Source organism: Micrococcus sp. iso_26 (assembly GCF_056172975.1).
Genome location: NZ_CM149652.1, coordinates 363061 through 384765 on the forward strand (window position 1 = coordinate 363061; position 21705 = coordinate 384765).

At 75.1% G+C, this 21705-nt stretch carries 17 protein-coding genes and 2 tRNA genes; 12 read left to right on the forward strand and 7 right to left on the reverse strand.

Features of this window, described 5'->3' with window-relative positions:
• Window positions 1-23: 23 nt before the first annotated feature.
• Window positions 24-767, reverse strand: a complete 744-nt coding sequence (locus AC0VX0_RS01675) for an NADPH-dependent F420 reductase (RefSeq protein WP_242934430.1) — start codon at window positions 765-767, stop codon at window positions 24-26.
• On the reverse strand, window positions 754-1656 hold the full coding sequence (locus AC0VX0_RS01680; protein WP_129867108.1) for a fumarylacetoacetate hydrolase family protein: 903 nt from the start codon (window positions 1654-1656) through the stop codon (window positions 754-756). The genes AC0VX0_RS01675 and AC0VX0_RS01680 overlap by 14 nt, the downstream gene beginning before the upstream one ends.
• A gap of 65 nt (window positions 1657-1721) precedes the next feature.
• Between AC0VX0_RS01680 and AC0VX0_RS01685 the strand changes: the two genes are divergently transcribed.
• The 4 genes from AC0VX0_RS01685 to treZ all read left to right on the forward strand — a co-directional run bounded on the left by AC0VX0_RS01685 (window position 1722) and on the right by treZ (window position 7818).
• Entirely contained in the window at window positions 1722-2765 is a 1044-nt protein-coding gene (locus tag AC0VX0_RS01685; RefSeq protein WP_129867107.1) for an aldo/keto reductase, read from the forward strand.
• A gap of 36 nt (window positions 2766-2801) precedes the next feature.
• On the forward strand, window positions 2802-3287 hold the full coding sequence (locus AC0VX0_RS01690; protein WP_063190217.1) for a hypothetical protein: 486 nt from the start codon (window positions 2802-2804) through the stop codon (window positions 3285-3287).
• 62 nt (window positions 3288-3349) lie between these two features.
• Complete coding sequence (gene treY / locus AC0VX0_RS01695) at window positions 3350-5830, forward strand: malto-oligosyltrehalose synthase (protein ID WP_129867106.1); 2481 nt, start codon at window positions 3350-3352, stop codon at window positions 5828-5830.
• On the forward strand, window positions 5827-7818 hold the full coding sequence (treZ, locus tag AC0VX0_RS01700; RefSeq protein ID WP_355504805.1) for a malto-oligosyltrehalose trehalohydrolase: 1992 nt from the start codon (window positions 5827-5829) through the stop codon (window positions 7816-7818). The genes treY and treZ overlap by 4 nt, the downstream gene beginning before the upstream one ends.
• A gap of 13 nt (window positions 7819-7831) precedes the next feature.
• Here treZ and AC0VX0_RS01705 read toward each other — a convergent pair whose 3' ends face one another.
• Window positions 7832-9133: a DUF4032 domain-containing protein gene (locus tag AC0VX0_RS01705; protein ID WP_475451793.1), complete on the reverse strand. Its 1302-nt coding sequence runs from the start codon at window positions 9131-9133 to the stop codon at window positions 7832-7834.
• A 107-nt stretch (window positions 9134-9240) separates the two neighbouring features.
• On the opposite strand from AC0VX0_RS01705, the gene AC0VX0_RS01710 reads away from it, so the two are divergent.
• From AC0VX0_RS01710 to AC0VX0_RS01730, 5 genes are all read left to right on the forward strand, one after another.
• Window positions 9241-10113, forward strand: a complete 873-nt coding sequence (locus AC0VX0_RS01710) for a DsbA family protein (protein WP_036315925.1) — start codon at window positions 9241-9243, stop codon at window positions 10111-10113.
• A 119-nt stretch (window positions 10114-10232) separates the two neighbouring features.
• Window positions 10233-10309, forward strand: a tRNA-Thr gene (locus AC0VX0_RS01715).
• Between the two features lie 276 nt (window positions 10310-10585).
• Entirely contained in the window at window positions 10586-12037 is a 1452-nt protein-coding gene (locus AC0VX0_RS01720; RefSeq protein WP_257746877.1) for a S8 family peptidase, read from the forward strand.
• A 200-nt stretch (window positions 12038-12237) separates the two neighbouring features.
• Window positions 12238-12311, forward strand: a tRNA-Val gene (locus AC0VX0_RS01725).
• A 166-nt stretch (window positions 12312-12477) separates the two neighbouring features.
• Window positions 12478-14394, forward strand: a complete 1917-nt coding sequence (locus tag AC0VX0_RS01730; protein ID WP_144820254.1) for a threonine/serine exporter family protein — start codon at window positions 12478-12480, stop codon at window positions 14392-14394.
• A 13-nt stretch (window positions 14395-14407) separates the two neighbouring features.
• On the opposite strand, the gene AC0VX0_RS01735 is transcribed toward AC0VX0_RS01730, so the two are convergent.
• Window positions 14408-15085, reverse strand: a complete 678-nt coding sequence (locus AC0VX0_RS01735) for a uracil-DNA glycosylase (RefSeq protein ID WP_036382484.1) — start codon at window positions 15083-15085, stop codon at window positions 14408-14410.
• Between the two features lie 36 nt (window positions 15086-15121).
• Between AC0VX0_RS01735 and AC0VX0_RS01740 the strand changes: the two genes are divergently transcribed.
• From AC0VX0_RS01740 to groL, 3 genes are all read left to right on the forward strand, one after another.
• Complete coding sequence (locus AC0VX0_RS01740; RefSeq protein ID WP_205805498.1) at window positions 15122-15466, forward strand: DUF3263 domain-containing protein; 345 nt, start codon at window positions 15122-15124, stop codon at window positions 15464-15466.
• Window positions 15467-15469: 3 nt separating this feature from the next.
• Window positions 15470-16492: a LytR C-terminal domain-containing protein gene (locus AC0VX0_RS01745; RefSeq protein ID WP_036315919.1), complete on the forward strand. Its 1023-nt coding sequence runs from the start codon at window positions 15470-15472 to the stop codon at window positions 16490-16492.
• 318 nt (window positions 16493-16810) lie between these two features.
• A complete protein-coding gene (groL, locus tag AC0VX0_RS01750) occupies window positions 16811-18442 on the forward strand; it encodes a chaperonin GroEL (protein ID WP_036315916.1) in 1632 nt (543 codons plus the stop codon).
• 110 nt (window positions 18443-18552) lie between these two features.
• Here the strand turns inward: groL and AC0VX0_RS01755 are convergent, their stop codons facing one another.
• The 3 genes from AC0VX0_RS01755 to AC0VX0_RS01765 form a co-directional block, all read right to left on the reverse strand.
• A complete protein-coding gene (locus AC0VX0_RS01755; protein ID WP_129867178.1) occupies window positions 18553-19485 on the reverse strand; it encodes a DUF4031 domain-containing protein in 933 nt (310 codons plus the stop codon).
• A 67-nt stretch (window positions 19486-19552) separates the two neighbouring features.
• Window positions 19553-19843, reverse strand: coding sequence for a WXG100 family type VII secretion target (locus AC0VX0_RS01760; protein WP_010079419.1), 291 nt, complete (start codon window positions 19841-19843; stop codon window positions 19553-19555).
• Between the two features lie 55 nt (window positions 19844-19898).
• Window positions 19899-21704, reverse strand: coding sequence for a sensor histidine kinase (locus AC0VX0_RS01765; protein ID WP_355504811.1), 1806 nt, complete (start codon window positions 21702-21704; stop codon window positions 19899-19901).
• Window position 21705 lies beyond the last annotated feature (1 nt).

Sequence of the window (21705 nt, forward strand, 5' to 3'; positions counted from 1 at the left end):
GGTACCGCCGGGCGGGTGGCGCCTCAGCCGGTGGGCGCGTCGGCGAGCAGCGCGGCGAGCCGGCCGGCATCGTGCGCGGTGCCGAACCCCGCCGCCCCCGGCTCGAGGACCCCGGCCCGGTCGAGGCCCGTGTAGGGGACCGCGTCGAAGCCCATCGCGGTGACGAGGGCGACCACCGTGTCGCGCGCGGCGGCGACCGCGGCCGGCTCGGGCGCCGCGTCAGTCCGCTCGGTGCCCACCGCGAGGGCGCGGCGCGGGGCCGTGGCGCGCCCGGCATCCTCCAGGTCGTGGTGCGAGATCTCCGAGAACGCGCGCACGACGGGCACGCGCAGTCCCGCGGCGGCCCAGCGCGCGGCGATCCGGACGGAGCCGGGCGAGCCGTCGTCGTCGTCGAGCCACGCCGGGACGGGCTCGCCCGGCCACGTGTTGGTCAGGTCCACCACGGCGCGCGTGGCCGGCCCGGCGAGGGCGAGCGGGTCGACGTCGTCGAGCGCCTCGCGCGGCACGGCCACGACGACGAGCTCCGCCTCCGCCGCCAGGTCCTCGGCCGACACGGCGACGGCCTCGGGCGCGTAGATCGTCAGGTGACGCTGGACCGCCGCGGGGCGCCGCGTGCCCGCGACCATCACCCGCGGGGCGGCCATGCCCGGGGAGAGGCGGGGGATGCGCGCGATCGCCCGTGCCAGCGCGGTGCCCGCCCGCCCCGCACCGAGGATGCCGACGACGCGGGGCAGGGCGTCCGCCGGCGCCGCCTCAGACGAGCTCATTGCGCTGGCGTCCCAGCCCGGTGATCTCCACCTCGACGACGTCGTCGGGACGCAGCCACGGGCGGCGGCCCTCGGCGTCCCGGCGGGCCAGGGCGACCCCCGCGGGCGTGCCGGTCAGGATCAGGTCACCCGGGTTCAGGGTGATCAGCTGTGAGGCGTAGGAGACCAGCTCGGCGGGGGAGAAGACGACGTCGGCGACCCTGTCCTCCTGACGCAGCTCACCGTTGACGTGCGTGAGGACGCGCGCGTCCGCCGGGAACTCGTCCGGGGTGACCAGCCACGGACCCACGGGCGTCGAGGCCTCCCACACCTTGCCCTGCAGCCACTCGGAGGTGCGGCCCTGGAAGCCGCGCATGGAGATGTCGTTGGCCACCGCGTAGCCCGCGATGTGCTCCGGGGCGTCCTCGACGGCGATGCGTCGGCCCGGATCCCCGACCACGATGCACAGCTCGCCCTCGTAGTCGACCCGGTGGTCCTCCTCGGGGACCTCGATCGGGTCCAGTGCACCCGTGAGGGACTGCGGGAACTTCGCGAACAGCGTCGGATGCTCGGGGCGATCCAGGCCCGTCTCGTCGATGTGGTTCGTGTAGTTCAGGCCCACGCAGAACACCTTGGTGGGGAAGGGCACGAGCGTGTCGTAGACGAGGCCGGAGGTGTCCAGCAGGAGGGACCGGTCGGCCTGCGCCGCGCGGAGGGCACCCTCCACCATCTCCCGCTGCTCCTCCGGCGTGGCGGTGAGGTACTCGCCGACGTCGCGACAGTCCGGCAGGGCGACGGCGCGCACGGCGACCTCGGGGTCCTCGGGGTGCACGGAGGTGATGACCGCGGCGAACGTGGCGCCGGGGTAGGCGGCGTCGGAGTCGGGCTGGCGGAACGTGGCGAGCTTCATGGACCCATCCCATCACAGGGCGGCGGGTCCGGACCCGGGGCGGGCGGACGTGAGACGGTGAGGCCATGAGCACAGCCCCCACGCATCCGCCGCTCGACCTCGACCCGACTCCGGCCACCCCGATCGTCCTCGGGACCATGGCCTGGGGGTCCGTTCCCCCGCCGCCCCCGGACGCCGACCCGGGGGCGAGGCCGGAGGGGCCCGCGGGCGCAGCGCAGGCCGAGGCGGCCGTGGAGCGTGCCCGCCGCGCCCTGCGCGCCGGGATCGAGGCCGGCGTCGACCTGCTGGACACCGCGGACATCTACGGGGCCGGCCGCTCCGAGGAGACCGTCGGCCGGCTGCTGCACGAGCTGCCCTACGAGGAGCGCTCCGCCCTGAAGGTGCAGACCAAGTGCGGGATCGTCCTGCACGAGACGGACCCGGCCGGGCGGCGTCTGACCCGCTACGACTCCTCGCCCGAGCACGTGCGCGCCTCGCTGGAGGGCTCGCTGTCCCGCCTCGGCGAGCAGCGCGTGGACACCCTGATCATCCACCGGCCCGACGTCCTCACGCCCGTGGCCGACACCGTGCGCGCCTTCCTCGACGCGCGGGAGGCGGGCCTGGTCGGCAAGCTGGGCGTCTCCAACCTCGGCGTGGGCCGCGTCCTCGAGTTCCAGCGCGAGCTCGAGAGCCAGGCGGCGGACGGGACCGGGCTGGCGTGCGTCCAGGTCGAGCTCGGCCTGCACCACCGCACCCTCGTGGAGTCGGTCGTGCTCGCCAACCACCCGGACGCCCCCGCGGACGCCGACGCCGGGCGCCTCGGCCCGGTGTGCGCCGCGGAGGGGATCGAGCTGCAGGCCTGGGGTCCGCTGGGGCAGGGTCGGTTCAGCTCCGGCGACGACGGCGCGGCCGGCGTCGTCGGCGAGGTCGCAGCGGAGCTGGGCGTCAGCCGGGAGGCCGTGGTGCTCGCCTGGCTGCTGCGCCTGCCGTGGGGCGTGCGGCCCGTGATCGGCACCCAGGACCCGGAGCGCGTCGCCGCGTGCGCCGAGGCGGCCGCCGCGGCCGAGGCGATGGACTCCGCGCAGTGGCACCGCCTGTGGACCGCGGTGCGCGGTGCCGGCCTGCCCTGAGCGGCCCGCGGACGTGAGGGATGTCACACTGGGGGCATGACCTTCGCGCCCGTCAACCTCTTCACCCCCTGGCTCGCCTACTGGGCGGCCGCCCTCGCGCTCGTCGTCGGCGGCATCCTGCTGGCCGCCGGGATCTGGCGCGAGCGCCGGCACCGGCGGCACGCTGACGAGCACGGACGCAACACCGAGGTGGACGTCCTGGACAACACCCGGCTGCAGCGCCGGGTGGGGGCCGTGATGCTGGCGGTCGCGGCCGTGCTGGCCAGCGTGGGTGTGGGGACGCACCTGGCGGGGCTGGACACGCTGCGTCAGAACCTGACGGCCAAGTACGGCTACACCTCGATCGAGCGCATCCGCCAGTCCGGCACGGGGTTCATCATCGACCTCACCCAGCCGGACGGGACCGTCCTGCGGGACGAGATGGTCCTGGTCGACCCCTCGGGCGAGCCCTTCGTCGGCGAGGACATCTTCCACAACCCGCCGGAGAAGTACGAGGACCTGCCGCTGCGTCCGGCCCCGTGACCGCGTCCGCCGCCGTCCGTCGGGCCTGATGCCGCGTCGGGGGCCTCTGTTAGCGTCGCCGCGTGAGCACCTCGACCGTCCGTTCCGCCCCCGCGTCCACCTACCGGCTCCAGGTCAGCCCGGATCTGCCGCTGGAGTCCGTGGCCGGGCTCGTGCCCTATCTGCGGCGCCTGGGCGTGGACTGGCTCTACCTCTCGCCGCTGCTCGAGGCCGAGCCCGGCTCCGACCACGGGTACGACGTCGTGGACCCCACGCGGCTGGACGCCGCCCGCGGCGGGGCCGAGGGGCTGGATGCGGTCGCGCACGCCGCGCACGAGGCGGGCATGGGCGTGCTTGTGGACATCGTGCCGAACCACGTGGGCGTGGCCACGCCCCGGGCCAATCCGGCGTGGTGGGACGTGCTCACCCACGGTCCCGAGGCGGCGCATGCGGCGTGGTTCGACGTGGACTGGGCGGCCGGCGGCGGGTCTCTGCTCATCCCCGTCCTGGGGGACGGTCCTGACGGGGACGCGGACGCGGAGCTGGACCGTCTCGTCGTCGACACCGAGGGCGGCCGTCTGCGCTACTGGGACAACGTCTACCCCCTCGCCCCCGGATCGCTCGAGGCGGCCGAGGCGGAGACCGGGCTGCGCGCCGCGGAGGTCTTCGCGGAGGCGGACCCGGCGAAGGAGCCGACCCCGGAGCGGTCCCGCCTGGCCCGCGCCGTGCACGACCGTCAGCACTACCGGCTGGTCGGCTGGCGCCGCGGCGACGCCGAGCTGAACTACCGCCGGTTCTTCACCGTCACCACGCTCGCGGGCGTCCGGGTGGACGAGCCCGAGGTCTTCGACGCCGTCCATGCCGAACCCGCCCGCTGGGTCCGCGAAGGGCTCGTGGACGGGCTGCGCGTGGACCACCCGGACGGCCTGGCGGACCCGGCCGGCTACGCGCGGCGCCTGCGCTCCCACGTCCTGCCGGAGGGTTACCTCGTGGTGGAGAAGATCCTCGAGCCCGGTGAGGCGCTGCCCGCGGACTGGCCCGTGGACGGGACCACCGGCTACGACGCGCTCGGCGAGGTCGAACGCGTCTTCATGCACCCCGAGGCCGCCGGCGATGCGGCCGAGGACGCGCGCCGTCGTCGGGAGTGGGACGAGGCCGTGGTGCGGGCCAAGCACGACGTGGCCACCGGCCCCCTCGCGGCCGAGACCGCCCGGCTGGTCCGGGAGGTCCGCGCCGTGCACGCCCTCGGTGCCCACCCGGACGAGGACGTGGCCGCCGCGTTCGCCGCTGTGCTGGCCCGGCTGCCCGTGTACCGCACCTACCTGCCCGTGGGCCTGGCCGTGCTCGAGGGCGCGCTGGCGGACGCGGCCGAGGCGGAGCCGGGCCTCGCCGACGTGCTCGGCGACCTGCGGCCCGAGCTGACCGACCCGGACTCGCCCGTGGCCCGCCGGTTCCAGCAGACCTCCGGCATGGTGATGGCCAAGGGCGTCGAGGACCGGTCCTTCTACCGGTACACCCGGTGGGCCAATCTGAACGAGGTCGGCGGAGACCCCTCCCACGTCGCCCTGTCCCTGGCCGACTTCCACGCCGCCCAGCAGGCGCGCCAGGCCGCCTGGCCGACGGCCATGACCACCCTGAGCACCCACGACACCAAGCGCGGCGAGGACGTGCGCGCCCGCATCGCCGTGCTCGCCGAGGAGCCCGACCGCTGGGCCGCCGAGCTCGCGGAGCTGAGGCGCCTCCACCCGCTCGGCCACCCCGACGCGGAGCGGCTGCTCTGGGAGTCCATCGTGGGGGTCTGGCCCACGGACGGCACCACGCCGGAGGAGGAGCGGATCCTCGGCTTCCTGCAGAAGGCCTCCCGCGAGGCGGCCCTGGCCACCACCTGGACGGACCAGGACCCCGAGTTCGAGGCCCGGCTCGCCGCACTCGCCGCCGCCGTCACCTCCCCCGAGGGGCCTGCCCGGGGCGTGCTCCAGGCCGTCGCGGACCGCATCGCCGAGCCCGGCCTGGTGGTCCAGCTCGGCCACAAGCTCGTCCAGCTCGCCGCCCCCGGCGTCCCCGACGTCTACCAGGGCACGGAGGTGCCCTTCCCCACCCTCGTGGACCCGGACAACCGCCGCCCCGTGGACTTCGCGGCCCGGGCCGACCTGCTGGACCGCCTCGACGCCGGCCACACGCCCGGCCTCGACGACCCCGCCGCCGCCAAGCTGGCCGTCGTGGCCGGCGTGCTGCGCGCCCGCCGCGACCGGCCCGAGCTGTTCACCGGCCACCGCCCGCTCGACGTCTCCGGCCCCGCCGCCGAACACGCGATCGCGTTCGACCGGGGCGGGGCGCTCGCCGTGGCCACGCGCTGGCCCGTCCGCCTCGCGGCCGCGGGTGGCTGGGGCCAGACCGTCGTGACCGTGCCGGCCGGGCGGTGGGAGGACGCCGTCACCGGCCACCCCGTCCACCCGGACGCGCGCGGCGCCGTGCGCCTCGACGAACTGCTCAGCACCCTGCCCGTCGCGCTGCTCGTCCCGGCGCACGCCCCGTCCGACCGCCGAGAGAGGACCGCCCCGTGACCGAGCCCCGTCCGGCCGACGCCCCCGCCCCGGGCCTGCACCCGATCGGCTCCGACCCCGTGGACCCCGCCGCGGCCGAGCGGGCCGCCGTCGACGCCGCGCGCGCCATCCCCTACGCCGTCTGGGCGCCGCACGCCGAGAGCGTCGACCTCGTCCTCGTCGACACCGAGCCCGGCGCCCTGCACGACGCCGAGGACCGCTGGCCCGTCGCCGCCGTCGTGGCCATGGCCCCCGCCGCCGGAGGCTGGTGGACGCCCACGGAGGACCCGCTGGCCGCCCTTGGCCTCGACGCCGCCCAGCCGCCGGCCGACCCCGGCTACGGCTACCGCGTGGACGGGGCGGACCCCGTGCCGGACCCCCGCTCCCGCCGCCAGCCCGACACGGTCCACGGGCCCTCCCGCCGCGACGTCGCCGGCCGCGTCTTCGCGTGGCCGGACGAGGGCTGGGCTGGGCCGCCCGGGGTGGAGTCCGATCCGGCCGCGCCCCAGGGCGGCGGCCTGCGCGGCGCCGTCCTCTACGAGCTGCACGTGGGGACCTTCACGGCGGAGGGGACCCTCGACGCCGCCATCGCCCGCCTGCCGCACCTGAGGGACCTCGGGGTCACCCACGTCGAGCTGCTGCCCGTGAACTCCTTCTCCGGCCCTCGGAACTGGGGCTACGACGGGGTGGCGTGGTTCGCCGTCGACGAGTCCTACGGCGGCCCCGCCGCCTACCGCCGCTTCGTGGCCGCCGCCCACGCCGCCGGCCTCGGCGTGGTCCAGGACGTCGTGCACAACCACCTGGGCCCCTCCGGCAACTACCTGCAGGTGTTCGGGCCGTATCTGGGTCCGGGCGGCACCGGCTGGGGCGACGGCCTGAACCTGGACGGCGCCGACTCGGACGAGGTGCGCCGGCTCGTCCTGGACAACGTCCGCTTCTGGCTCGAGGAGATGCGCGTGGACGGGCTGCGCCTCGACGCGGTGCACGCCCTGCGGGACGCCCGCGCCGTGCACCTGCTCGAGGAGATGGCCGCGCTCGCGGACGGGATCGCGGCCCGTGCCGGCCGACCCGTGCCCCTCGTGGCCGAGTCCGACCTCAACGACCCGCGTCTGGTGCTGCCCCGCGAGGCCGGCGGGCTCGGCCTCGCCGCGGCCTGGAACGACGACGTCCACCACGCCCTGCACGTGGCCGCGACGGGGGAGACCCACGGCTACTACGCGGACTTCGCCCCGCTGGAGGCGGTGGCCAAGGTCATGGAGCGCACCTACTTCCACGACGGCACCCGATCCACCTTCCGCGGCCGCGACCACGGGCGCCCCGTGCCGGACGCCCTCCCCAACCATGCGTGGGTGGCCAGCATCCAGAACCATGACCAGGTGGGCAACCGCGCCGGCGGCGACCGCACCGCGGCCGCCCTGTCCGAGGGCGCGCTCGCGGCCGAGGCCGCCCTGCTGCTGACCGGCCCGCACGTGCCGATGCTCTTCATGGGGGAGGAGTTCGCGGCCTCGACGCCGTGGCCGTTCTTCACCTCGTTCCGCGAGCCCGAGCTCGGGGACGCCGTCCGGCAGGGACGTCGCCGCGAGTTCGCTGCCCACGGCTGGGACCCGGCCGACGTCCCCGACCCGCAGGACTCCGCCACGCGGGACGCGGCGGTGCTGGACTGGGCGGAGGCCGCGGGCGGCGCGGACGGCCACGGCCGCGGGGCGCGCGTGCTCGCCGCCTACCGCACCCTGATCGGCCTGCGCCGCACGCTGCCCCAGCTCACCGACCCTCGCCGCGACCGCGTCCGGGCCGAGGTGGACGCGGCCCGGCGCCACGTGCGCCTCACCCGCGCCGGCGAGGACGCCGACGTCATCCTGCTCGTCGCCCTCGGCGCGGAGCCGCTGCCCGTGCCCGCGGACCTGACGCGGGCCGAGCTCCTCGCCGGCCACGGCGACGACGGCCCCCTCGGCCCCGGCGCGGTGCCGGCGGCGGTCCCGGCCCCCGGCTTCCTGCTCCTGCGCCGCTGAGCCGCGGCCGGCGTCAGTCCGCGTCCGCGGGTGGGACGGCGCGCAGCATGGTGGTCGTGGGGTGCAGCGCCACCGCGTCCTCGTCGCGGCGGGTCCGCAGCACCGTGTCCACGTAGGAGTCCACCGCCTCCTGCAGGGGCACGGCCTGGCCGCGGGCCTCGGAGAGGTACCAGCGGTGCTCGAGGAGCTGGTGCATCACCTCGGCGGGCTCGAGCTTGGCCCGCAGCTCGAGGGGCACCGAGTGGACCACGGGGTCGAACACCTCCACCACCCAGCGGTGCGCCGCGCTCTCGATGTCCATGTACGGGTCCCACTCCCGGCGGGCGGCCTCGATGTCGACGAGCAGCCGCCGGGCCTGGTTCTCCTGGACTTCGAGTCCCGTGAGGCGGGTCAGCCGACGGCGGTGGTAGCCCGCGTGGATCTCGACGGGTCGGGCGATCATCATCCCGGGGGCGTCGGCGGCGCGCAGCGAGTACTCGGCCAGCTCGAAGCCGAGCACCTGCAGGCGGCGGACGCGGCGGTCCAGGCGCCACGGCTCGGCGCGGGGGAACAGCAGGGGCCCGGTCAGCTCGTCCCACAGCCGGCGGTAGGAGGCCACGAGCAGGTCCGGCGTGGTGACGGGGTCCACCTCCGGGTCCAGCAGCCCGCTGGCCTGCAGGTCCAGCAGCTCGCCGCCCACGTTCACGGCGGCCACGTCCAGGTCGTGCTCGCGCTGCCCGGTGGACAGGCGCTGCCGGAGCTCGCCGGTCTCGGCGTCCACCAGGTGGGCGGCGAACCCGCCCGCGTCGCGCCGGAACAGGACGTTGGACAGGGAGACGTCACCCCAGAAGAACCCCTCGAGGTGCAGCTCCACGAGCAGGGTCGCCAGCGCGTCCATGAGCCGCACGAGGGTGCGGCGCTCGAGGCGCTCCGAGAACACGGCGCGGTACGGCAGGGAGAAGCGCAGGTGCCGGGTGACGAGGGCGGCGGGCAGCGGCGTGCCGTCGTCGTGGGTGCGCCCGGTGACCACGGCCACCGGCACCACCGACGGCGCGGGGCCCCGCTCGAGCCGGCGCAGCAGCCGGTACTCGTGGAACGCGAGCTCCTCCGTGGTCTCCTTCACCGCCACGATGCCCCCGCCCATGCGGGCGAAGCGCACCACGTGACGGGAGATGCCCCGCGGCAGAGCCGCCAGCACCTCACGCGGCCACGTCTCGAGGGGGAGCGCCCAGGGCAGGGCGAGTAGCGACGTCGCCGGGTCCTCGGAGGCGTCCCCCGAGGGGGCCCCCGTGATGGTCAGTCGATCGACGGGGGAGGGGGTCTCGACGGTGTCCATGGTCACGATCCTTCCAGACAGGGCCGCTATGCTCGCCTGGCGCGGCGCGCCCGCTGCCCGCCGGCTCCGGTGCTCGACCCGGACCGACTGCCCCACGAGGAGGACCCTTGGCCCGGAACACGTCAGGCTCGCACACCTCGGCGAAGGACGCCCGTGCGCGTGCCCGCCAGATCCAGGAGGAGCAGCGCAGGAAGGACCGCCGCCGCCGCACCGGCGTCATCTGGGGCTCGGTCCTCGCGGCGGTGCTCGTGATCGGCCTCGTCGTCGCGTTCGTGCTCAACCGCAACGGCGACGACGCCGCGGCCGCCGGCCCCATCCCCGCCGTGACGAACGAGCAGGGCGGCATCGAGTTGACCTCGGCCACGGGCCTGGCGGAGGGCGCGGGAGAACGCGAGGTCGACCCCTCGAGGATCGAGGTGCCGAAGCAGTCCGCGAGCTCCCAGCCCGAGACCCTGCCGGACACCGAGGCCCGGGCGGACGGCGAGCCGACGCGGATCGTGCTCTACGCGGACTTCAACTGCGTGCACTGCGCGGACTTCGAGACCTCCAACGCGGACCAGATCGAGCAGTGGCTCGAACAGGGCGAGGCCACGGTCGAGTACCGGATGGTGGACTACCTGAGCGCCCCGAACAACCAGAACTACTCGGCCCGCGCCGCCAACGCCGCGTACTGCGTGGCGGACCAGAAGCCCGAGGCCTACAACGGCTTCGTGGCCGCCCTGTTCGCCACCTACGACGAGCACCAGGGCAAGGGCCTGGACAACGCGGCGATCACGCAGCTCGCGCAGGAGCACGGCGCGGACATCGCCTCCTGCGTCGAGGACGGCACGTTCCGCTCCGCGGTCGAGCACACCACCCGCCAGGCGCGCGTCGCCGGCGTGGCCGGCACCCCCACCGTGTTCGTGGACGGGAAGAACTGGGCCCTCGACGGCGAGGACAAGACCTTCGCCGATTGGGCGGGCGCCAAGATCGCCGGCTGACCCGGCTGACCCGTCGCCGAGGTCCGCGGGGCGTCCCCACGCAGGGGGCGCCCCGCGCCGTCCGCCCGGGCCTTGTACGCTGAAAGGGCCGGCCGCGGCGCCCCGGGCGCCGGCCGCAGGCCTCCTTAGCTCAGCTGGCCAGAGCAGCTGCCTTGTAAACAGCAGGTCGCCGGTTCGAATCCGGCAGGGGGCTCCACCCCACCGCGGGCCCGACGGCGCCGCGCACCTCCGCCGGGAGGGCGCGGCGCCGTCGTCGTGTCCGGCGCGGGCCGACGCTGGGGCGCCGCTGTGCGCGCCCGTGGCCATCCGCCGGGCTCGGCTGGCGGATCCGCCAGAGATGCCTCGACCATCCGCCAGACTTCGACCCTGGGCCTCGTCGTGACGGAATCGTGACCTTACCGTGATCCCAGTCACCCCGGCCCGAGCCCCTCGGGCACCCGCGTCCGGTGGCCCAGAACTCCGAGGAGATCCCGTGCAGTCCTCCCCACTCCGCAGCACCCGCCGCCGCATCGGCGCCCTCGTGGCCGGCGCCGTCCTCGCCGGCGGGACCCTGACCTCGTCCCCCGCGCTCGCGGCCCCCTCCGGCGACGCCCCCGCCGCACCGGCAGCCACCCCGACCGCCGCCTCGCCCCTGGCGGCGGCGCAGGTCGAGGACCCGAACGCCGACGGCTACGACTCCTTCATCGTCACCTACAAGGAGACCGCCGCCACCGCCCACGCGAAGGGCCGAGCCAACGCCTGGGGCAAGGCCGCGAAGGAGGCCGGCGTCTCCGTGAAGGAGCTGCGTGAGACCGCGCTCGGCTCCCGCGTGGTCACGGCGGACCGCAAGCTGGATCAGGCCGAGTCCGCGAAGTTCATGGCCGACCTGAAGGCCTCCGGGGCGGTCGAGGCCGTGGAGCCGGACGCCATCCTCACCGCCACCGGCCTGAGCCCCGTGGACGCCCTCTACTCGCAGCAGTGGGGCTTCACCGGCACCCACGGCATGCGGGTCCCCGGGGCGTGGGACCGCACGACGGGCTCCGGTGCGACCGTGGCCGTCATCGACACCGGCATCACCTCCCACCCGGACCTCGACCGCAACGTCGTGCCCGGCTACGACTTCATCTCCGACGGCAGGGCGGCGCGCGACGGCGGGGGCCGCGACTCCAACCCGCGCGACGAGGGCGACTGGTACGCCGCTGGCGAGTGCGGCACCGCCGGTGCCTCCGACTCCTCGTGGCACGGCACCCACGTGGCGGGCACCGTCGCGGCCGTGGCCGACTCCCAGGGTGTCGTCGGCGTGGCCCCGAACGCGAAGATCCAGCCCATCCGCGTGCTCGGCAAGTGCGGCGGTTCGCTGTCCGACATCGCCGACGCGGTCGTGTGGGCCGCCGGCGGCACCGTGGCGGGCGTGCCGGCCAACCCGAACCCGGCGGACGTCATCAACATGTCCCTCGGCGGCTCCGGCACGTGCGGCACCACCTACCAGAACGCGATCAACGCGGCCGTCTCCCGCGGCGTGCCCGTCGTCGTGGCGGCGGGCAACGAGAACCAGCCCGCCGCCAACGTGCGCCCGGCCAACTGCCGGAACACCATCGTGGTGGCCGCCTCCACCCCGCAGGGCGCCCGCGCCTCGTTCTCGAACTACGGCTCCGCCGTGGACGTGACCGCCCCGGGCGCGAACATCATCTCGACCGTGAACAACGGCGCCACCACCCCGACGACGGCCGGCCACGCCGCCTACAACGGCACCTCGATGGCCACCCCGCACGTCGCGGGCCTGGCCGCCCTGCTGCTGGCCGAGCGGCCGAGCCTCACCCCGGCCCAGGTCGAGTCCACCCTCAGGTCCACGGCCCGGTCCATGCCCGTGTCCTGCTCCGCGGGCTGCGGCGCCGGCCTGGCGGACGCCGCCAGGGCGGTCTCCTCCCTCGGTGGCAGCTCCTGACCGGAGCCCGCCCCGGGCGCCGGGACCTCGTTGGTCGCCCAGGGCGGTTTCGAGCCCGGCGCCACGCTGACCGACGCCTGACGTGCTCGTCGGCTCTCGATGGCCGCTCCGCCGTGCGCGGGGTGGCCGTCGCCCGGGTGGACAGGCGGCGCCGCCTGAGGTATCGTTTTTCGAGTTGTCACCCCCATGGGGCGACGCCCGGATCTTTAGCTCAGTTGGTTAGAGCGTTCGCTTCACACGCGAGAGGTCGCTGGTTCGAGTCCAGTAAGATCCACCGCAGCAGGGCCCTCCTCCGGGAGGGCCCTTTCGCGTCCCCGGGCCGCGGTGCCGACGGCCCCGGCGGGGGAGGTGCCGGCGTGGTTGGATGGACGCGTCGGCGGGGCTCGGCCCACCGCCGTGGCGCGTCCAGCGCCCGCACACGGAAGGAGAGGGTGAGCCGCATGGAGCAGGAGGGCACCCAGGAGCCGGCGCGGTTCGACCCCCGCATCGCGGAGCCCCCGGCCGTCCCCACGCTCATCCCCGTGCTGCGCCCGGCCGGCGCCGAGGATGCCGCGGCTGCCGGCGACCTCGCACTCGACCCGGAGGACCCCGGCCTGCTCGACCTTGACCCGGCGGAGTCCGCCCACCCGGCCGCGGTCGCCGTCGAGCCGACGGAGCCGCTGCCGCCCGTGGTCCGCCCCGCCGCCGCCGATCCGGTCCCGGAGCCGGAGCCGGAGCCGGAGGAGCCGGCAGAGCCGGAGGCGGAGACGCTGCCGGAACCGGCCGCGGACGCGCCCCTGACAGAGCCGCCGCTGTCCGAGCAGGTGCCCACCTCCGTCCTGGCCCCCGCGGACGCCGACGGCGCCCTGCCCGCCCCGGACGTGATCCCCGCGCCGGACATCACCGTCCCGGACCCGGTGGTCCCCGTGGGCCCGCCCGAGAAGCGCGGGCGTCGGCCGGGCCGACGCTCCCGTGAGGTCTTCGTCGAGAACCTGCCGACGCAGGCGCTCGTGCTGGCCGACCGCCTGCACTCCTCGCCGTATGGGCGCCGCATGCGCTCCACGCTGCAGCAGCGTCGCGCGGAGGCGCAGGCCCTCGAGGCCCGCACCACCCTGGACTTCGCCCTCAAGCTGGGCGAGACCATGTTCAGCTTCGGGGCGGCCTCGCTGGACGTGGAGACCTCGATCATCGTGGCCACGCAGGCCTACGGGATCCTCGAGACCGAGGTGGACCTGACCAACCAGTCCATCTCCCTGAACTACGCGCCCGACTCCTCACGCGGCGAGGCCCCGTTCACCCTCCAGCGGGTGGTCCGCTCGTCCTCGGTGAACTTCGAGGGGCTCGTGGCCGTCCACCGGCTCGTCGAGGAGATCGCCGCGGGCGAGGTGGACCGGGCCGAGGCCCAGCGCCGGCTCGTGGAGATCCGGCATCAGCCCAAGCCGTTCCCCGCCGTCTTCGAGGTCCTCTTCTCCGGCGTGTTCGTGGCCTGCTTCGTGCCGTTCATCGGCGGGACCTGGACGGGCGCGGCCCTGGGCATGGTCTCCACCTGGCTGGTCTTCTGGCTCAAGGTCCAGGCGGACAAGGCGCGCTTCCCGGAGATCTTCTCCACGATGTTCGGGGCGATCACGGCCACGGTGATCGCGCTGATGGCCCACGCCCTCGACCTGCCGGTCAACCCGGCGCTGGTGATCGCCGGCGGCATCATGATGCTCCTGCCCACGGCGAGGTTCGTCACCGCGGTGCAGGACGCCATCCACGGCTTCCCGGTGACCGCCGCGGGCCGCTTCCTCTCCGCGCTGCTCGTGTTCGCCGGCGTGATGGCCGGGATCATGATCGCCGTGGGCATCGGGGATCTCGTGGGATTCGAACAGCTGGACCTGGCCGAGGCGGGGACGCTGAGCTATCCGCCGCTGCTGCTGCTGGGCCTCGTGATGGCCGCGGGCATGGCGGACGCGGTGGTGGAGCAGTCGCGGTGGCCCCAGATCCTGGCCTGCGGTCTCGTGTCCGGGGCCGGCTTCGGCGCGTACCTGGCAGCGCAGCAGATCGGGGTCAGCGACCGGCTGGTGCCCGCGGTCGCCGCGGCGGCGGTCGGGTTCCTCGGCCGCCTGGTGGCCCAGCGGCTCGCGGCCCCGGCGCTCGTGATCGTCCTGCCGTCCATGCTGTTCCTGCTTCCCGGACTCACCATGTTCCGGTCCGTCTACGGGTTCACCGTGGAGACCGGGGCCACGCTGCTGGGCGTCGAGGGACTCTTCAACGCCGCGGTCATCGTCGTGGCAATCGCGGCCGGCGTCGCCTTCGGCAACACCCTGGCCAAGCCGATCACCGACCGGATGGGCACGCTGCTGCCCACCGAACTCGTGATGCACCAGCGCGGCTGACCGGCGGCCCGGCTCAGTCGGGCAGGCGCCAGTCCACCGGGGCCGCGCCGGCCGCCTCGAGGAGCCGGTTCACCCGGCTGAACGGCCGGGAGCCGAAGAACCCGCGGTGGGCGCTCAGGGGCGAGGGATGCGGGGACTCCACGACGCCGGCCCCCGCCGCCGTCAGCAGCGGCGCCATGCGCCGCGCGTCGGCTCCCCACAGCAGCCCCACGAGCGGGGTGCCGCGCGCGCAGAGGGCCCGCACCGCGGCCTCCGTGATCTGCTCCCAGCCGAGGCCGCGGTGGCTGCCGGGTGCGCCGGCCCGCACGCTGAGGGCGCGGTTCAGCAGCAGCACGCCCTGGTCCGTCCACGCGGAGAGGTCCCCGTGGGCGGGCGGGGTGATGCCGAGGTCGTCGTGCAGCTCCCGGTGGATGTTGGCCAGGGAGCGGGGCAGCGGCCGCACGTGGCGGTCCACCGCGAAGCTCAGGCCGATCGGATGGCCCGGCGTCGGGTAGGGGTCCTGGCCCAGCACGAGGACGCGGACGTCCGCGAACGGCTGACGGAACGCCCGCAGGATGTGCTCCGGCGCCGGCAGCACCTGCTCTCCGGCCGCCCGGCGGGCACGCAGGGCCTCGCCGACCTGCTCGAACGCGGCGGCCTGCGGGGCGAGGGCCGCCTCCCAGCCCGGATCCAGGGGCGCGATGAACTCCATGCCCCGAGGGTAGACCGGGTGGGTACAGTGGCCGCCATGTCCCACCCCACGCCCGTCTCGCCCGATCCGGCCCCGGACGAGGGTGCCCGCGCGCGTGCGCGACGGGACGAGCTGACGGACCTGGAGCGTGCGGTCCTGGACCTGGAGGCCGCCACCTGGCGGTACGGCGGGGCCAAGGACCACGCCGTCCGAGAGCGTCTGGGGCTGTCTCCGACCGCCTATTATCAGGTGTTGAACGGATTGCTGGACCGTGAGGCCGCCCTGGCCTACCGACCCCTGCTGGTCACGCGGCTGCTGCGCAAGCGCGGCACCCGCAGCCGGGCCCGGAGGGGACCCGCGGATCCGGCGCCGTCCACGCCCGCTTCCCGCCAGGAGAACTGACCCATGGCCTACCAGCCCGACCGCTTCGACGAGGTCCCCGAGTACACGGACCAGCGCGGCGCGCACCGCGAGTCCTTCGCCGCTGCCGGCGCGACCGCCGCGGGCGGGGGTCGCCGCCTGAGCCCGCTGCTCTGGGTGGCCGGCCTCGTCCTGCTCGCCGGCCTGTTCGTGGGCGTCGTCCTGCCGTGGCTCACCGGCGACCGCTCCGAGCCCGTCGCCGCCGAGAGCTCGACGACGGCCCCGGCTGCCGCGCCGTCGACGTCGGCGTCGTCCGTGTCCTCCTCGGCGTCCTCCGCGTCGGCGTCGACTGCGTCCGCGACCGAGTCCGCCACCCCGTCCGAGGACGCGGCGGAGGCGTCCCGTTCCGCGGCCGCGGCCGAGTCCTCGCGGGCGGCGCAGGAGGCGGCTGCCGCCGAGGCCGCCGAGTCGTCCCAGGCTGCCGCGTCGTCCCGGGCCGCCGCGGAGGCACAGGCGGCGGAGGCCTCGCGTTCCGAAGCCGCCGCGCAGTCCGCCGAGTCGTCCCGTGCCGCCGCCGAGGCACAGGCGGCGGAGGCCTCGCGTTCCGAGGCCGCCGCGCAGTCCGCAGAGGCGTCCCGGTCGGCGGCGGCCGTCCAGGCGGCGGAGTCCTCGCGCGCCGCCGCGTCCCGTTCGGCCGCCGCGGCGGAGGCCTCGCGCTCGCAGTCCGCGGCCGCGTCGAGCTCTCGTGCGGCCGCGCAGTCTGCGGCCGCGTCGAGCTCTCGTGCAGCCGCGCAGTCCGCGGCCGTGCGCGGCACCCACGTCACCGTGTACAACGCGACCCGCACCCAGGGCCTCGCCGCCTCCTACGCGCAGCGGCTCACGGGCGCCGGCTACACCTCGGTGGACGCGAAGAACTGGAGCGGCTACGGCATCCAGTCCTCCACCGTCCTGTACAACGGCTCGGCCAACAAGGCCGCCGCCGAGGCGGTCGGCAAGGAGCTCGGCTTCCCGGTCATGCAGACCCCGAACCTGCAGGTGAACGGTATCGCGGTGGTCGTCACCAGCTGATCCGCCCGTCGTGCGGCCGTGCCGGCCGCGCACCCTTTCCGGCCCCCGGCGGGGCGCCTTCCGAGGCGTTCTGCCGGGGGCCGTCCGCCGTCCGCGGAAGGGCGGGCCCCGCACTGCGGACCCTTTGCACTCTCCCGGTGCGAGTGCTCATAATGGGGTTAGCACTCCGAAGGCGCGACTGCCAGCCGTACCCCGGTTGGCCCGGCGCCGTGGAGGAGGACCTGTCCACCGGTGAGGCCCCCAGGGGCCGTCCGTCGCGGGCACCGGCGCGGGTCAGCCACCAGCAGTAGGAAGCCGACGTCCAGAAAGGACCTGCACATGGCCAAGACCATCGCATTCGACGAAGAGGCCCGCCGCGGCCTGGAGAAGGGCCTGAACACCCTGGCCGACGCCGTGAAGGTGACCCTCGGCCCCCGCGGCCGCAACGTGGTGCTGGAGAAGAAGTGGGGCGCCCCCACCATCACCAACGACGGCGTCTCCATCGCCAAGGAGATCGAGCTCGAGGACCCGTACGAGAAGATCGGCGCGGAGCTCGTCAAGGAGGTCGCCAAGAAGACCGACGACGTCGCCGGCGACGGCACCACCACCGCCACCGTGCTGGCCCAGGCGCTGGTCCGCGAGGGCCTGCGCAACGTGGCCGCGGGCGCCGACCCGCTGTCCCTGAAGCGCGGCATCGAGAAGGCCGTGGAGGCCGTCACCTCCGAGCTGCTCTCCGCCTCCCGCGAGATCGAGACCAAGGACCAGATCGCGGCCACCGCCTCGATCTCCGCCGCGGACAAGCAGATCGGCTCCCTCATCGCCGAGGCCCTGGACAAGGTCGGCAAGGAGGGCGTCATCACCGTCGAGGAGTCCAACACCTTCGGCCTCGAGCTCGAGCTCACCGAGGGCATGCGCTTCGACAAGGGCTACATCTCCGGTTACTTCGTGACCGACGCGGACCGCCAGGAGGCCGTCCTCGAGGATCCCTACATCCTCATCGTCAACTCGAAGATCTCCTCCGTGAAGGACATGGTGGCGATCCTCGAGAAGGTCATGCAGTCGGGCAAGCCGCTGCTGATCATCGCCGAAGACGTCGAGGGCGAGGCCCTGGCCACCCTCGTGGTCAACAAGATCCGCGGCACCTTCAAGTCCGTGGCCGTGAAGGCCCCGGGCTTCGGTGACCGCCGCAAGGCCATGCTCGCCGACATCGCCATCCTCACCGGCGGCCAGGTCATCTCCTCCGAGGTGGGCCTGTCCCTGGAGAACGCGACCCTCGACCTGCTGGGCACCGCCCGCAAGGTGGTCGTCACCAAGGACGAGACCACCATCGTGGAGGGTGGCGGCGACGCCGAGCAGATCGCCGGCCGCGTGGCCCAGATCCGCTCCGAGATCGAGAACACCGACTCGGACTACGATCGCGAGAAGCTGCAGGAGCGCCTCGCCAAGCTGGCCGGCGGCGTGGCCGTCATCAAGGCCGGCGCGGCCACCGAGGTGGAGCTCAAGGAGCGTAAGCACCGCATCGAGGACGCCGTGCGCAACGCCAAGGCCGCCGTGGAGGAGGGCATCGTCGCCGGCGGCGGCGTGGCCCTGATCCAGGCCGGCGCCAAGGCGTTCGGCGGCCTGCAGCTCGAGGGCGACGAGGCCACCGGCGCGAACATCGTGAAGGTCGCCATCGAGGCCCCGCTGAAGCAGATCGCCTTCAACGCCGGCCTGGAGCCCGGCGTCGTGGCGGACAAGGTCAAGACCCTCGACGACGGTCACGGCCTGAACGCCGCCACCGGCGAGTACGAGGACCTGCTGGCCGCCGGCATCAACGACCCGGTGAAGGTGACCCGCTCGGCCCTGCAGAACGCCGCGTCCATCGCGGGCCTGTTCCTGACCACCGAGGCCGTCGTCGCGGACAAGCCCGAGAAGGCCGCCGCCGGCGCCGAGGGCATGGACCCGATGGGCGGCATGGGCGGCATGATGTGATCAGCCGCTGAGCCGGCCCGGCCCGTTCGGGCGCCCAGCCAGCGAGGCCCGTCTCCCCGTCCGGGGAGGCGGGCCTCGCCGCGTCCGGGGCCGGCACCGGGGCGCCCCGCTCAGGCCGACAGCGCGGCTCGTTCCGCCGCCAGGTTGCGGCGGGCGGCGGCCTCCCAGCGCGTTCGGCCGGGCGCGGTCCGATACAGCCGCTCGGCGTCCAGCAGGGCGTCCAGCACCGCGCCGCGACCGCGGGCCCAGTCCGCGTCGGACACGTGCGCGTAGTCCTGCCGGACCGCGGCCACGTAGCGGGCGTAGGCCTCGGGGGAGCGGCCGAGGACCTCGAGGTCCGCGTCCGAGAGCACCGCCCCGGCCGCGTCGTGCGGGGCGGGGTCGTGGGCGGCGGTGAGCAACACGAGGCGCGCCACCTCGTCGACGACGTCGGCCGGCACCGCCAGCCGCGGGTCGGTGAGCACGTCCCGGGCCAGGGCGGCCGAGTCCGCCTCGTCCTGGCCGGCGGGCGCGGCGGGGTCCCCGACGTAGACGGCGTCGTGGAACCACGCGGCCAGGCGGACCGCACGCGGATCCGGCCCGGCCTTCGCCCCCGCCCGCTCGAGCAGGTCCACGGACTCGAGCACCGCGAGCAGGTGGGCCGGGTCGTGGTAGTGCCGATGCGGCTCCGCCCAGCGGGCCAGCAGGTCGCGTCCCGCCGTCGTCACCGCGTCCGGGCTCGCCGCCGTGCCCTCGAACAGCCGCGCCCAGCGCCGGGCGAGGACGACGTCGCGCTTCTCGGCGCGGCTCCGGGCGGGCACGTGCAGCCCCGAGGCGGCGAGGCGGCGCACCAGCTCCCGTCCGGTGACGGGCACCGCCCCGCGGGCCACGAGCTCGGCGCGTCGGTGCGCGGGCACGTCGTAGTGGTCCCGGTCGAAGGCCCGCTCCGAGAGCCCCGCCGCCCGCGCGAACGCGTGGAGCTCCTCGAGGGAGGCGTCGGAGACGAGGTGGGAGAACACGGTGCCGTGGGCGGGCCACGCGGGCGGGTCGATCAGGACGGTCATGCCCCCACTCTAGGAAGCACGGACCGGGGCGCGGCCGGCCGGCCGCACCCCGGACCGTTCCGGGCGCTCAGAACCGGAACATCGCGGCGTTGGCGGTCTCCGCGTCCTGGTACTGGGTGGCGGCGGCGTCCATCGCGCGGCGGATGCCCGCCAGGGACTCCTCCACGCGCTGCTGGGTGGCGCGCCACTCGGTGAGCACGCCCTGGAAGTTCGCGGCCGCCTGGCCGCGCCAGGTGTCCTGCAGCTGGCGCAGGTTGGCCTCCATGGTGCTCACCTCCGCCTGGAGGCGGCCGATGGAGCCCTCCACCGCCCCGCTCTTGGCCCGCAGGTCCTCGACGTCGATCTGCACGATGCTCATGTGACTGTCCCCTCTGGTGAGTCCTGATGGGCGGCGGGTGCCGCCGGGCACCACGCTAGGGACGGGCGTCCCGCTCCGCTGCTGGGTCGTCCCCGCCTGGGGACGGGGCGGCGGTCTGAGGCGCCTGTGCAGGAGCAGACGCCCGACGGCGGCGCTCGGCCGAGGCGCGACGGAACCGCTCCGCCGCCCGCAGCAGGCGGCTGCTCCGGGCGGCGTCCGCGGCGCTGGCGCCGGCGCCCGACGGCGCGGTCAGGGCGAGGGGGCCGGTGGGCGGACCGGCCGCGTCGTCGTCGGTGTCCCGTGCGGGCGGGCACTCGTCCTCGAAGTCCTCGTCCGCCTCGTCCTCGAACGGTGCCCACGGCAGGTGGACGGAGAAGGTGGCACCGCCGCCCTCCGTCTCAAGCAGCCGGACGGAGCCGCCGTGCTGGGCCACGATCGCCGCGACGATGGCCAGGCCGAGCCCCGTGCCGCCCGTCTCGCGGTGCCGGGAGGTGTCCGCGCGGTAGAAGCGCTCGAAGATGCGGGCGCGGTCCTCCTCGGACACGCCCGGCCCGTGGTCACGGATCTCGATCACGGAGCTGCGGCCCGCGCCGTCGGCCCCGGCCTGGCCGCCGAGGTGGTCGACGGTGCCGACCGCGATCTCGATGGGGGTGCCGGCGGGGGTGTAGCGCAGAGCGTTGGCCATGAGGTTCACCACCACCTGGCGCATCCGGTTCTCGTCGCCGAGGATGGGCGCCGGGGCCGCCCGGTCGTCGTCGGGGCCCACGAGGGTGACCCTGCGGTCCGGGGCGTTCACGGAGGCGTCCATCATGGAGTCCATCGCGAGGATGAGCAGGTCCACCGGGGCGTGCTCGAGGGGGCGCTGCTCGTCGAGGCGGGCCAGGGTGAGCAGGTCCTCCACGAGGCGGGTCATGCGGGTGGCCTCGGACTCGATGCGCTGCATGGCGGCGGCGACGTCCTCCTCCTCGCGCAGCCCGCCGTGCCGGTACAGCTCGGAGAATCCGCGGATGGTGACCAGGGGGGTGCGCAGCTCGTGGGAGGCGTCCTGCACGAAGCGGCGCATCTTGTCCTCGGAGATCTCCTTGTCCCGGAACGCGGACTCGATGTGCGCGAGCATGGCATTGAGGGAGCGGGAGAGCCGGCCCACCTCGGTGTCGGGCGCCGCGCTCTCCACGCGCTGGCTCAGGTCGCCGGCGGCGATCTTGGCGGCGGTGCGCTCCACGCGGTTCAGGGTGCGGAACGCGCGCTGGACCGCCAGGTTGGCCACGATCACGGTGCCCGCCGTCGCGAGCAGGCCGATGGTCACGACGATCGAGGTGACGCGCTCGACGGAGGAGGTCACGCTCTGCAGGGGAAGGGCCACGGCCATGGTGCCGTCGCCGCTGCTGAGCCCGTACAGCTGCACGCGCCAGCCGCTCGAGTCCGGCTGTGTGCCGGGCACCTCGAAGGAGGCGGAGCCGCGCTCCAGGGCCTCGGCCGGGGTGATGTCCGGCAGGGCCGGCTCGTCCGCACCCGGCATCACCGGGGTCTGGACGACCCGCGCGCCCTCGTTGTCCCACACGACGCCGTAGAAGCGCAGGATGGGCAGCTGCGGCATGTAGTACTCGCCGGTCTGGGCGACGTTGGCCAGGTACATCGAGACGGTGTCCCGGTTGGCGGCCATGTCCTCGTCCAGCTGGCGCACCGCCTCCTGGCGGAACAGCACCGCGGTCGCCACGGCGGTCACGGCGACCAGGGCCAGCATGAGCGCCGCGATCATCACGACCAGCTTGGTGCGCAGGGACTGCCCCTGCCACGCGCCCCTCAGCCAGGCGCGCGGATGGCGGACGCGGGCCGCCGCGGCGTCGAGCCGCGCACGCACG